The following is a 13,497-nucleotide window of genomic DNA, read 5'->3' on the forward strand; positions in this document are numbered from 1 at the left end:
CCCTCTATCGTTTCGCTAATTCTTCATTTAGCAATTTGTTGACCACACCTGGGTTTGCTTGTCCTTTAGTAGCTTTCATGATTTGTCCAACTAAGAAACCTACTGCACGGTCTTTTCCGTTTTTGAAATCATCAACAGATTGTTGATTGTTATCTAAGATTTCATTGATGATCGGTAATAACTTCGCTGGGTCAGATAATTGGACCCAACCGTTTGCTTCAACAACACTTTGTGCATCTCCGCCATTCATGATCAACTCACGAAAGACTTTTTTCGCAATTTTAGAGCTGATCGTGCCATCTGCGATCAAAAGAATCATACCCGCTAAGTTTTCAGGTGTTAGTTTCGTTTCAGCTAATTCCAATTTCTCACTGTTTAAGTATGCTGATACTTCACCCATCAACCAGTTGGAAGCTTGTTTGGCATCTGCTCCGTTTTCCAATGTTGCTTCAAAGAAATCAGACATTTCTTTTGATAGCGTCAATACTTTCGCATCATACTCTGGTAAGCCTAATTCGCTGATGTAGCGTACACGACGAGAAGCTGGCATTTCTGGTAAGCTTGCTTTCACTCGTTGGATCCATTCGTCATCGATCACGAATCTTGGAATATCAGGTTCTGGGAAATAACGATAGTCACTTGACCCTTCTTTGACACGCATCAAGATCGTCTTATTCGTCGTTTCATCAAAGCGACGAGTTTCTTGTTGGATCTCTCCACCAGATAATAATACTTTTGCTTGGCGTTTTTCTTCAAATGCTAAACCTTTTTTGACAAAAGAAAGGGAGTTCAAGTTTTTCAATTCTGCTTTTGTCCCAAATTCTTCTTGTCCATAAGGGCGTAAAGAAATGTTCGCATCACAACGCATTGAACCTTCTTCTAATTTCACGTCACTGACTTCAGTAAATTGGATCACAGAACGTAAAGCTTCTAAATAAGCATAGGCTTCTTCTGGTGAACGCATGTCTGCTTCTGAAACGATCTCGATCAATGGTGTTCCTTGTCTGTTTAGATCGACATAAGAGTATCCACCGATGCCGTGCATGTTTTTTCCTGCATCTTCTTCTAAATGTACACGTTCAATGCGGATTTTTTTCTTTTTACCTTCTACTTCGATCTCGATCCAGCCATCATGACCGATTGGTTGATCGAATTGTGAGATTTGGTAAGCTTTGGGATTGTCTGGATAGAAATAGTTTTTGCGGTCAAAATGAGTATCTTTCGAAATTTCGCAATTCAATGCTAACGCTGCACGCATCCCAAATTCCAGCGCTGCTTTATTCATTACTGGTAAAACTCCAGGGTATCCCCAGTCGATCACATTGGTGTTGCTGTTTGGTTCAGCACCAAAATGCGCAGGAGCTGGAGAGAAAATTTTTGAGTTGGTTTTTAATTCCACATGGACTTCAAGTCCAATGACTGTTTCAAAATTCATTCGGCTTTCCCTCCTAAAATAGCTGGTTGTTGACGATGGAACTCTGTCGCTTGCTCAAACGCATAAGCTGCTTGATACATGGTTTTCTCTTCGAAATAATTACCGATGATCTGCAAGCCAACTGGTAACCCTTCCGATAAGCCTGCAGGTACTGACATACCTGGTAGTCCTGCCAAGTTCACTGGGATCGTCAAGATATCACTCATATACATCGTGATTGGGTCGTTGATATTTTCACCAAGACCGAACGCAACTGTTGGTGAAGAAGGGCCGATGATCAAATCATAATCCGCGAAAACTTTTTCAAAGTCACGCTTGATCAATGTACGGACTTGTCCTGCTTTTTTGAAATGCGCGTCATAGTAACCTGCACTCAATGAGAACGTTCCTAACATGATCCGGCGTTTTACTTCTTCTCCGAAACCTTCAGAACGTGAATTGACATAAACGTCATCCAAGTTCTTGACATCTTCTGAACGATATCCATAACGAATACCGTCAAAACGTTGCAAGTTCGAACTAGCTTCAGATGAAGCAATGATATAGTAGACAGCCACGCCATATTTTGAATGAGGTAAGCTAACTTCTTCTACTGTTGCACCTAATGAACGGAATGTTTCAGCTGCTTTAAGAATTGCTTCTTTCACGCCTTCATCGACACCTTCACCTAAGTATTCTTTAGGTAAAGCAATCTTCATTCCTTTAATATCACCAGACAAACCTTCTGCAAAGTTAGGGACAGATACACCAGATGAAGTACCGTCTTTTTCGTCGTAGCCACTGATTGCGGTCAATGCTAATGCGTTATCTTTGACTGTCCGAGTCATTGGACCGATTTGGTCTAAAGATGAAGCAAATGCAATCAAACCGAAACGGGAAACACGACCATAAGTTGGTTTCATTCCTACGATTCCATTGAAAGCGGCTGGTTGGCGGATACTTCCACCAGTGTCACTACCTAGAGAAACTGGCACTTGTCCTGCGGCAACTGCAGCTGCTGAACCACCAGATGATCCGCCAGGAACTTTTGTTTGATCCCAAGCGTTCTTTGTTTTTTTGAAGTAAGAAGTTTCGGTACTTCCGCCCATTGCAAATTCATCCATGTTCAATTTACCAACAGGGATCATGTCTGCTTCGTATACTTTTTCCATGACTGTCGCATCGTAGATCGGTTCAAAATTATAAAGGATCTTTGAAGCTGCTGTCGTTAAAAGATCTTTCGTCACGATATTGTCTTTGATACCGATCGGGATACCTGAAAGAACATTGTTTTCGTCGATACCTTTTTCGTCCAAAGCTTTGGCTTGGGCTAAAGCTTTCTCTTCATTCAATGTGATGAATGCATCGATCGCGGGTTCTGTTTCCTTGATGCGATCAAATGTAGCTCTCACTAAGTCTTGTGCAGTGATTTCTTTTGACACTAATAAGTCGTGTAGTTCTTCTAATGAACGATTGTATAATTCTGTCATTATGCGCCAGCCTCCCCATTATCGATGATTGCTGGTACTTTGATGAAACCATCTTCTTTTTCTGGTACATTTTTTAATAATTCATCTCTGCTCCAACCTAGTTGTGCACGGTCTTGTCGCATGACGTTGACAGTCTCAACGACGTTTGATGTAAATGGTACGCCTTCTGTGTCTACTTCTTCCAGCATTTCTACCATGTCAATGATTTTTCCTAATTGGTCAGTAAAACCTGCGCGCTCTTCGTCGGCAAATTTCAATTTGGCTAACTTCGCTACATGTTTTACTTGTTCTTCACTAATCGCCATAGTACCCCTTCTTTCCTAAATGAAAACTTTGCTTCTTATTTTAACATAAGAAATTCGCATTCTGAAATTCTTTCTTGAAATTTATCTGAAAAATTATTCTGCTTCCTCAGCAGGATGACTCTCCGCTAACGCTTCAGCCATCTGATCTTCCGTCCAAACCTCGACCCCTAACTCTTGGGCTTTCGTTAATTTACTACCTGCATCTTCGCCAGCGACAACGATATCCGTTTTTTTAGAGACGCTGCCAGTGACTTTTCCACCAAGGTTTTCAATCGTTTCTTTGGCTTCTTCTCTTGTGAATCGAGTTAATTTGCCTGTCAACACGATCGTCTTGTTTTTGAACGGCGATTCTACTTCTTTCAGCTGTGTCGAACGAATGCCTTTGTATTCAAGGTTGACACCTGCTTGTTTAAGTTCTTCCATCAACTCGTGGACTTCTTCGTTGTCAAAATAAGTCACTACACTATCTGCAATGATATCCCCGATCGTATCTAATTGGATGATCGATTCAAAATCGCTGCGACTCAACGTTTCTAAATCGCCAAAATGCTCCGCTAAGATTTTCGCTGCTTTTGCGCCAACGTGACGGATACCTAAACCAAAGATCAAACGTTCTACCGAGTTCTCTTTGCTATTGTCGATTGCTGTTAAAATATTATTCGCTGATTTTTCTTTGATTTTATCTAACATCAATAATTCTTCTTCTGTTAGTTTATAGAGATCAGCAACATCAGCGACTAACTTCTTGTCATACATCTGTTCCAAGACTCTTGGTCCTAAGCCATCGATGTTCATCGCATTTCGGGAAACGAAATGGTTCAGTCCTTCTTTCATTTGTGCGGGACACTTTGGATTGATGCAACGCAAGGCAACTTCTTCATCTAAATGAACCAACTCACTGTGACAGACAGGGCAATGTTCGGGCATTTTATAAGGCTCGCTGTCTTTTGGACGTTTATCTAAAATGACTTGTGCGACTTCAGGGATGATATCCCCTGCCTTGTAGATTTGGACAGTATCATTCAAGCGGATATCTTTCATTTGGATATAATCGCCATTATGCAGACTAGCACGGCTGACTGTCGTACCAGCCACACGAACCGGTGTCATGATTGCTGTCGGTGTCACTACACCCGTTCTGCCGACCGTCCATTCGATTTCTTCGATGACCGTCTCTACTTCTTCTGGCGGAAACTTATAGGCCGTCGCCCACCGTGGAGCTTTGACCGTAAAACCTAATTGGTCTTGCAATGAAAAATCATTGACTTTAATAACGATCCCGTCAATCTCGTAAGGGAGATCTTTACGTTTTTCATGGTATTCTTCAATGAACGCCCAAACTTCGTCGATTGAATGACAAAGACGTTTTTCATGGTTCGTATGGAAACCGATTTTGTCTAATTCTTCTAACGCTTCGTATTGCGTCGTCGCTTGCATCGGTCCAAAATCTGCTACGGTATATAAGAACGTATCAAGATTCCTTTTCGCTGTGATCTTGGAATCTAACTGGCGCAATGAACCTGCTGCTGCATTACGAGGATTGGCAAAGACTGGTTTGCCTTCTTCTTCATTTTTTTGGTTCAATTTAACGAATGAACGTTTCGGCATAAAACATTCACCACGTACTTCGATACTCATCGGTTCTTTTAATTTGATTGGAACAGAACGCACCGTTTTTAAGTTTTCTGTGATATTTTCGCCGACCGAACCATCTCCCCGAGTTGCTCCCCGTACAAACTCACCATTCTCATATCGTAAAGATACCGATAGTCCATCGATTTTCAGTTCACAACAATAAGCGACTGGACGGCCGATTGCTTTTTGGACACGTTGATCAAATGCTAAGAGTTCTTCTTTATTGAAGACATCGTTCAAACTATATAATGGAATGTCATGTGTGACTTTTTCAAATGAGGAAAGAATCTTTCCACCTACTCGTTGGGTCGGTGAATCTGCGGTGATCAGATCTGGATATTGTTCTTCGATCGCCACTAATTCGGCATAGGTTTTGTCATAGATATAATCTTCAACCGTTGGCTGGTCCAACACATAATACTCACGAGACCAACGATCTAACTGCACTCTGAGTTCTTCTGCTTTTTTTGTCGCTTCATCGATCGTCATTTCGTGTTCCATCTTTTTCTCCCCCTATTGAACTAAACTTTTTCGATTGGTGCAAAAGCGGCTAATACACGTTTGACTCCTTGACTTGGAAATGCAATATCAAGCTCAAGGTCTTTTGCATCACCACTAACTCTAACCACTGTACCAGGTCCCCATTTTTTATGTTTGACTTTATCTCCTGGCTTCCAACCACCTGTTTCGCCACCTGTAGCGACTTTTGCTGATACACCTGCTTTTGTTGGCTGTTGGTACTTAGGTGTCGCGTTATTCGCACGAAGAGGCGACGGCTGAGAGGCATTGGAAGTTGGTCGCATCCCGTGGATATCTAATAATTCTTGATCGATTTCTTCTAAAAATCGTGAAGGTCGATTGTATTGCGTACGACCATATAAAGTCCGTGAAAACGCATTGGTCATAAACAATGCTTCTTCTGCCCTGGTGATCCCTACATAGGCCAAACGGCGTTCCTCTTCCAGTTCACTTTCCTCCATCAAGGCACGAGAAAGTGGAAAGACACCTTCTTCTAGACCGATCAAAAAGACGACTGGAAACTCTAGACCCTTCGCAGCATGTAAGGTCATCAATGTCACTTGCTTCGTTTCTTCTTCTAAGCTATCGATATCTGATACAAGTGCAAGGTCATTTAAAAAGACGACCAGCTTGTCCTCTGGCGAATCAGCATTCTCTAGCCCTTCTTTTTCAAATTGTTTATCAAATTCTTGAGTCACCGTCAAAAACTCTTCTAAGTTTTCGATACGTGCTTGGGATTCTAATGTATTTTGGATTTTTAGATCATCCAAATAGCCACTACGTTCTAAGACTTCTTTGGTTAACTCTGTAACGGTCAAATAAGGGATCATTTCAGTCAATTGATGCATCATCTCGCCAAAAGAGCCTAACTGTGTTCCTGCTTTTCCGCCGATGTTCGCTAACTCAACATTTCTTGCAGCCTCTAGCAAAGGCCATTCGTGCATCGTGGCAAAGCTACGAAGTTTTTCCACCGATCCTGGTCCAATCCCACGTTTTGGTGAGTTGACGATCCGCTCAAAACTCAATGAATCTTGAGGATTTGCCATCACATTAAGATACGCCAAAACATCTTTGATTTCTTTTCGATCATAGAATTTGTGACCTCCAACCATTTTGTACGGAATATTGGCTTTCAGTAAGGTTTCTTCCATGACACGTGATTGGGCATTTGTTCGGTAAAGAATAGCAAAGTCTCCATAATTGCGACGATTCGTCTGGATCTCTTCTTGCATTCTTTCTACAATAAAACGTGTTTCGTCACGCTCATTGTCTGCTCGATAGTACGTGATTTTGTTACCGTCTTGGTTTTCTGTCCAAAGATTTTTGGGTTTACGATTGCGGTTGTTTTCGATGACTTGATTCGCTGCATTCAAGATCGTTTTCGTTGAGCGATAATTTTGTTCTAACAAGATCACCGCGGCATCTGGATAATCTTTTTCAAAATCCAAGATGTTTTGCATATCTGCTCCACGCCAGCCGTAAATACTTTGATCTGCATCCCCAACTACACAAAGATTTCTGAACCGTCCAGCTAATAGATTGACTAACGTATATTGTGCGTGGTTCGTATCTTGATATTCATCTACATGGATGTAATGGAATTTATTTTGATAATACGTCAATGAATCTGGATGCTCGTCAAATAAACGGATCGTATTCATGATCAGATCATCAAAATCCATACATTGGTTGTATAGGAGTTCCTTCTGGTATGCTGCATAACATTTTGCGGCAATTTCTTCATAATAACTGCCTTGCATTTTGGCAAAAGCCTCTGGTGACAACAAACTATTTTTTGCTTGCGAGATTGATCCTAACAAGCTTCTTGGATCGTATTTTTTAGGATCGATATTCAACTCTTTCAAAATTCGTTTCATCAATGATAATTGTTCCGAAGAATCAATGATCGTAAAGTTTCGATTATAGCCGATATAATCCACATCTCGTCTTAAAATACGGACACACATCGAGTGAAAGGTAGAGACCCAGACATCTTCGCCACCTGTTTCTAAAATGGCATTGACCCGTTCTTTCATTTCTTTCGCCGCTTTATTGGTAAAGGTGATTGCCAAAATATTCCATGGATTCACTTCTTTTTCTTCAATCAAATAAGCGATTCGATGAGTCAAAACACGTGTTTTTCCACTACCGGCACCAGCCATTAATAAAAGCGGGCCATCTGTATGTAGAACCGCTTCTTTTTGACGAGGGTTCATTCCCTTTAATAAGTTTTCTTTGGATGACATTCACAACATCCTTTCTATTATCAATCCTTCTAATTATAGCATTAACCCCCTATTCGATAAAGGGAATCTTCTTGTAAAACGTCTTCAACATCACATTAGTCATTGATTCAAGAATAGTCTGACGCATGGTTAAATCGCTTCAGCAAAAAGCCAGAATTTGAGACAACATAAAGGGCCACTTAACGTTTTTGCGATACTATTCTTCAGTCACTAGAAATAATTTTTCAACCTATTGAGAATACCAGACCAATTACATCTTAGAGAATCAGATTTGATTATCTACTAACACAAGTAAAAAAAAGAGAAGTCGGACATTAGTTCTCCCCCACGCCTATAACCGAATAAACGGCGGGAACAAAAGTCCCCTCTTCGGAAATAAGTCTAAACCCTTCCGTCCCAACCTCCTTCACTATTTGATTGAAAAATCTTCACAGATTCATTCCGATTCGACTTTCCCTTACAAGGACTTCAAGTCCATGAGATCATGTTCGAGCTTCCTTTCACTCTCACTATACTTGATTACAAGAAAATAGTGGACAAGATATTCCGTCGAATACCTTACCCACTATTCTTAGTCTGTTTTATATTTTTAATAAAGATTAGGCTACTTTAACAGCATCTGGTGATTTTCTTAAAGCACCATAAATTACTCCAGAAACAATTGCACCAATTGCAATGAATACAAGATACATAATCGGATGACTTAGTAAGAAGACAACGAAGATCCCGCCATGTGGTGCTAACAATTTGATACCAAATGCTCCCACTAAACCACCTGTCAATGCAGAACCAATAATGAAACTTGGAATGGCTCTGATTGGATCAGCTGCGGCGAATGGAATCGATCCTTCGGTTACGAAGGAGAGCCCCATAACAATGTTTGTCAAGCCAGCATCTTGGTCTGTTTTACTGAATTTATTTTTAAACAAACGTGTTGCAACGAAGATAGCTAATGGTGGAACCATTCCTCCTGCCATAACGGAAGCCATCACAACACTACCACCGGTTGCGACAGTGGTTGCTAATGTTGCTGTACCGAACACATATGCTGCTTTATTGATTGGTCCACCTAGATCGGCAGCCATCATCCCAGCAAGTAACGCACCTAATAATGCAGCATTTGAACCGCTAAGTCCAGATAAGAAACTATTCAAACCATCATTCAGTGCTTTCATCGGTACATTGACCATCAACATCAAGAAACCGGTAATCAATAATCCAAAAACAGGATAGAATAGAATCGTTTTGATTCCTTCAAGTGACTTAGGCAAGTTTTTAAACAATTTACGTAAGAAGACGATCACATAACCTGCTAAGAAACCACCGATCAAGGCACCTAAGAACCCAGCACCGCCAGTATTTGCTAATGCTCCCGCTGCAAAACCAACGATCAATCCAGGACGGTCACCAATACTTGAAGCAATGAATCCTGCTAAAACTGGTAACATAAAGCCAAATGCAGCTTGTCCAATTTGATTGAACCAGCTTGCTGCTTGGTTGTAATTCCCAAGGTTTGCTAATTGATCTTGTGGTACACCCATGAATTGGTCGACCATGAATGATAATGCAATGGCAATCCCACCACCGATAACGAATGGTAACATGTGAGAAACACCGTTCATCAAATCTTTATAGATTCGTTGGCCGATCGTTCCATCTGCATTTCCTTCGTCAGAAGATTTTTCTTTTCCATCACCATGGAAAACTGGTGCTGAGCCACTGACAGCTAAGTTGATCAATTCTTCAGTTTTTCGAATACCGTCACTTACTGGACGATTGACTAATTCTTTTCCGTCAAAACGATTCATTTCGACTTTTTTATCAGCCGCAATGATGACGCCATCTGCACGAGCAATATCTTCAGCAGTCAAACGGTTTTTGATTCCTTCTGAACCGTTTGTTTCAACTTTGATCTCAACACCCATCTCTTTGGCTTTTTTCTTCAGCGCATCTTCAGCCATGTAAGTATGGGCTATCCCTGTCGGACATGCAGTAACTGCAACAACGAATTTTTTATTAGATGAAGCCGCTGTTTGTGCTGCTTCTTCTTGTTCTGCTACCGCTTCTGCTTCTTTTTGTTGTTCAGCTGTTTGGAACAATTCTTGGACTTCTTCCGGTGTTCCTGCTTCTTTTAATTTTCCAACAAAATCTGGATCGATCAATAAACGTGATAAGGCAGCTAATGCTTGCAGATGTGTGTCGTTTGCTCCTTCTGGTGCGGCGATCATAAAGAATAAGAAAGTTGGTTGACCATCTAGTGCTTCATAATCTACGCCTTTATTGCTTTTCGCAAACAAAACTGTTGCTTCTTTGACAGCAGCATTCTTCGCATGTGGCATTGCAATGCCATCGCCTAGCCCAGTGGATGTTTGAGCTTCACGAGCTAAGATCCCTTGTTTATAAGTTTCGATATCTGAGATACGACCTGCATCATACATTTTTTGGACCATTTCATCGATGGCGCCTTTTTTATCAGTTGCCTGTAGATCCATGATCATCGCATCTTTAATCATTAAGTCTTTGATTTCCATGATTTATCCCCCACGATATTAATCAATTTTTGTTATTTCTACTTCTGGTAACAATTCATCAATGAATGGGCGAACCGCTAAATCATCCGAAAAAGCAGTTGCACTTCCACATGCCACGCCCCACTTGAACGCTTCTACCGCATCTCTATGTTTGCTATATGAACCGATAAAACCAGCAATCATCGAGTCTCCGGCACCCACTGAATTTTTCAATGGTCGAACTAATACATTGGAACGGTAGGTTCCTTCTTTTGTGAACAATAAAGCACCATCTCCAGCCATTGAAATCAACACATTTTTTACTCCTTCTGCCAATAATTTCTTGCCGTAAGGAATGATATCTTCAACGGAACGGAATGTCACATCATACAATTCAGCTAACTCGTGATTGTTTGGTTTGATCAACAACGGTTCTTTTTTTAATGCTTCTTTCAAATCATCGCCGGTAGTATCGATCACAAACTCAGCACCTTTTTCACGGATGATCTCAATCAATTCTTGATAGAATCCAGCACGTAAACTCGCAGGTGCGCTTCCTGATAATACCACGATATCGTCTGCTCCAACAGTTGCTAATTCTGCTTTCAAACGTTCAATGGCTTGATCCGAGATTGTTGGTCCTTGTCCATTGATCTCTGTTTCAGAATCAGACTTTAATTTGATGTTGATCCGAGTATCTTCTTCCACTTGTGTAAAAGCTGTTGCGATTTGTTCTTCTTTCAACCAGTCAGAAATAAAATTCCCAGTGAAACCACCAAGAAATCCTAAAGCGGTCGAATCAGAATCGATGCGCTTCAAAATACGGGAAACATTGATCCCTTTTCCTCCAGGGACTTTGAAATCTTCGGTCATTCGATTTAAATCACCGAGTTTTAATCCATCTACTCGTACGATAAAATCTATGGATGGATTAAGCGTTACTGTATAAATCATTGATTTGCCTCCTTAATTGTCGTCCGTTCACTGTAGTCGTCAAGAAATTCTAGTGGACAACGCTCGGTTATGATCGTGGCATCTTGCAGTGGTGCAACAGAAACAAAGGTTTGCTTATTGAACTTCGTATGGTCAAGTAAAACATAACTATCTTGGGCATTTGTAATGGCTAAGCGTTTGACCGCTGCTTCTTCTGGATCTGGGGTAGTAAACCCACGTTCAAGATGAACGCCATTCATTCCCATAAATGCTTTATTAAAATGGTAAGCCTGTAATTGGCTAAGTGTATTAGCTCCTAACACTGCATTCGTTGAGAGTTTCACTTGGCCCCCTAGGACGATCGTTGAGATTTGTAGATCAACTAGCGCGGCAGCATGTTTCACTGAATTGGTCACAACAGTGATCTGTTTATCTTTTAAAAAAGGAATCATCTCTAACGTGGTTGATCCTGCATCAAGATAAATGACTTCCTCATTGTTCACCAGTTCTGCTGCTAATCGTGCAATCATTTGCTTTTCATGAACGTTTTTGAGCGTTTTTTCACTCATGTTTTGTTCAAAACCTAAAAGATCCTCTTTTTTTGCTCCTCCATGGATACGTTGCAATAAACCTTCATCTTCTAACTCTTGGAGATCCCGTCTAATCGTTGATTCAGAAGCATCTAATAAGACTACTAACTCTTGGGATTTGACAATTTTATGTTGTTCCAATAGTTGTAGGATTTTCTGTTTACGTTCTTCTGTAAGCATTTCCACGATCACCTCACGATAGATTCTAGCATATTTTTATTTAACATTCAACAATATTCATTCAAAAACATTCAAAAACGATAAAAATCTTGAAAACACACGTAACTTCAATTACAAGTAAGAAAGCATCCACAAAATCATACTTCAATTTTTATGGATGCCTTCTGATATTTTAGATTTTAAACTACTTTACCATTTCACTTTTCCGATCATCTCAGTATGATCCGGCTTTTCTTGCAAATTATTGAAATCAGCTAATTTTTCTGCATCAATAGATTCCCAGACAATTCCGCTTGATCTAACAAGACGACCCGAAGACGTTTTTTTCCTTGAACTGCATCAAAGCTTAAACGTCCTCTTCTCTTGCGTATTCGTTTGAATTGGATCTCTGATAATCGATCGCGGATCTCCTCGATGGGAAAATCAGCTAAAAACTTGGTCGGCAAGTAAATGCGCAATGAGGTCAAATAGTCTTGGTACATTTCATCGGGGGCTTCAACATTCAAGTATTCATTAATATAATAACTATAAGCATCGATTCCCTTATCTAACATGAATGTTGGATCGATCACTTTATAACAGATCAACTGGCTATGGCTTTCATCGACCCAAGGAAAAAATGCTTGACGATTCAGGACACCTCTCGCTCTTTTTTCTTTGTAATCGTAAGTAGCAAAATCATAGCTTCTTGTTACGAAAAATGTTGCTTTCTTCTTTTCTGTTGGTTGCATCAAATGATTTTGATACTGGACCGCTTGCAAGGAGTCCTGAGTATAGGCATACTCGACAAATGGCTCTTTCAGTAAACCAACGCCGTTGTCCCACGACAAATGATCAAAGCCTAATTGATCTCGATAGTATTGTTGAAATTTTAAATTCGCTTCACTTTGCCAACGAAATGGCTCGCGATACAACTGGATACCAATGACTTGATTCTCGTATTGGGTGATTTCCTCCACCTGTTGCATTTCCAAAAAAATCTCTTTAGGGATCAGTCGATAATAATATTGACTATAATACATTTCCCAACAAGAAGTAAAACAACGCCCTTCTACGATTAGATCATAACCGGGAAACTGGTTACAATCTACCTCAATCTGCCCATTTCGACCTTTGATTTTAGGCAACTTCTCGATGTTCTCGGCAGATTCAAAGGATAAACGCTTTTCGATTTCTTTCGTATTATGATATAAATATTCTTCGACACTTCTCATATAAGCAAAAATACCATTTTTTTGCATTTTTGTTTGAAGATAGTTTCGAATCACCGATTCATTTTTTTGAAATACCTGCCACAAAAACTGATAATCAATTTGGAGATGATGATAGCCAAATTCGAAACGGCAAGTGAGATCATTCTGATAAATTTCAAACCAACCGATCTCTTCATCAGAGATTTCTTCTAAGGCTTCTTTTAGTGCAATTAAGGTATATGATTCTTTAGAATGACGAGAGGATTGGAAAAAGTCAGGAGTAAGCAAGATACGAGTCAGCATGGACCAATCATAGGCTTCTTCTTTTTCGTTCGTACGATCTCTGGTCAACACGAGACGGAACATCATTTTTTCTTTCGACACCATATTTCTCACCTCTCTCAAATCTATTTATAATCAAATTATAACGAATAATAAAAAAAAACTAAAACTTTTCGTCTTATGCCACCGATTGAGGGGTA

At 40.3% G+C, this 13,497-nt stretch carries 9 protein-coding genes; all 9 read right to left on the reverse strand.

The window, feature by feature from the left end:
• Window positions 1-4 precede the first annotated feature (4 nt).
• Window positions 5-1,435 (reverse strand): Asp-tRNA(Asn)/Glu-tRNA(Gln) amidotransferase subunit GatB, encoded by a 1,431-nt coding sequence (gatB, locus tag IGJ95_RS08100; protein WP_010735264.1) that lies wholly within the window; start codon window positions 1,433-1,435, stop codon window positions 5-7.
• Entirely contained in the window at window positions 1,432-2,904 is a 1,473-nt protein-coding gene (gene gatA, locus IGJ95_RS08105; protein ID WP_010735263.1) for an Asp-tRNA(Asn)/Glu-tRNA(Gln) amidotransferase subunit GatA, read from the reverse strand. Before gatA ends, gatB begins: the two co-directional genes overlap by 4 nt.
• On the reverse strand, window positions 2,904-3,209 hold the full coding sequence (gene gatC / locus IGJ95_RS08110; RefSeq protein WP_010735262.1) for an Asp-tRNA(Asn)/Glu-tRNA(Gln) amidotransferase subunit GatC: 306 nt from the start codon (window positions 3,207-3,209) through the stop codon (window positions 2,904-2,906). The genes gatA and gatC overlap by 1 nt, the downstream gene beginning before the upstream one ends.
• A 93-nt stretch (window positions 3,210-3,302) precedes the next feature.
• Window positions 3,303-5,345: an NAD-dependent DNA ligase LigA gene (gene ligA / locus IGJ95_RS08115; RefSeq protein WP_153829774.1), complete on the reverse strand. Its 2,043-nt coding sequence runs from the start codon at window positions 5,343-5,345 to the stop codon at window positions 3,303-3,305.
• Window positions 5,346-5,365: 20 nt separating this feature from the next.
• Window positions 5,366-7,609, reverse strand: a complete 2,244-nt coding sequence (pcrA, locus tag IGJ95_RS08120; protein ID WP_010735260.1) for a DNA helicase PcrA — start codon at window positions 7,607-7,609, stop codon at window positions 5,366-5,368.
• Between the two features lie 599 nt (window positions 7,610-8,208).
• Window positions 8,209-10,140, reverse strand: coding sequence for a PTS fructose transporter subunit IIABC (locus tag IGJ95_RS08125; RefSeq protein WP_010735259.1), 1,932 nt, complete (start codon window positions 10,138-10,140; stop codon window positions 8,209-8,211).
• 18 nt (window positions 10,141-10,158) lie between these two features.
• Window positions 10,159-11,073: a 1-phosphofructokinase gene (gene pfkB, locus IGJ95_RS08130; RefSeq protein WP_010735258.1), complete on the reverse strand. Its 915-nt coding sequence runs from the start codon at window positions 11,071-11,073 to the stop codon at window positions 10,159-10,161.
• Window positions 11,070-11,822, reverse strand: coding sequence for a DeoR/GlpR family DNA-binding transcription regulator (locus IGJ95_RS08135; RefSeq protein ID WP_153829773.1), 753 nt, complete (start codon window positions 11,820-11,822; stop codon window positions 11,070-11,072). Before IGJ95_RS08135 ends, pfkB begins: the two co-directional genes overlap by 4 nt.
• Before the next feature lie 254 nt (window positions 11,823-12,076).
• Window positions 12,077-13,402: a hypothetical protein gene (locus IGJ95_RS08140; protein WP_438726665.1), complete on the reverse strand. Its 1,326-nt coding sequence runs from the start codon at window positions 13,400-13,402 to the stop codon at window positions 12,077-12,079.
• Between the last annotated feature and the right edge of the window lie 95 nt (window positions 13,403-13,497).

The organism is Enterococcus sp. AZ156, from assembly GCF_051714165.1.
GTDB classification, from domain to species: domain Bacteria; phylum Bacillota; class Bacilli; order Lactobacillales; family Enterococcaceae; genus Enterococcus_B; species Enterococcus_B pernyi.

Bases quoted from the DNA above. Each gene is read 5' to 3' on its own strand.
- gatB (WP_010735264.1), bottom strand. From the start codon at position 1,435: ATGAATTTTGAAACAGTCATTGGACTTGAAGTCCATGTGGAATTAAAA.
- gatA (WP_010735263.1), bottom strand. From the start codon at position 2,904: ATGACAGAATTATACAATCGTTCATTAGAAGAACTACACGACTTATTA.
- gatC (WP_010735262.1), bottom strand. From the start codon at position 3,209: ATGGCGATTAGTGAAGAACAAGTAAAACATGTAGCGAAGTTAGCCAAA.
- ligA (WP_153829774.1), bottom strand. From the start codon at position 5,345: ATGGAACACGAAATGACGATCGATGAAGCGACAAAAAAAGCAGAAGAA.
- pcrA (WP_010735260.1), bottom strand. From the start codon at position 7,609: ATGTCATCCAAAGAAAACTTATTAAAGGGAATGAACCCTCGTCAAAAA.
- IGJ95_RS08125 (WP_010735259.1), bottom strand. From the start codon at position 10,140: ATGGAAATCAAAGACTTAATGATTAAAGATGCGATGATCATGGATCTA.
- pfkB (WP_010735258.1), bottom strand. From the start codon at position 11,073: ATGATTTATACAGTAACGCTTAATCCATCCATAGATTTTATCGTACGA.
- IGJ95_RS08135 (WP_153829773.1), bottom strand. From the start codon at position 11,822: ATGCTTACAGAAGAACGTAAACAGAAAATCCTACAACTATTGGAACAA.
- IGJ95_RS08140 (WP_438726665.1), bottom strand. From the start codon at position 13,402: ATGGTGTCGAAAGAAAAAATGATGTTCCGTCTCGTGTTGACCAGAGAT.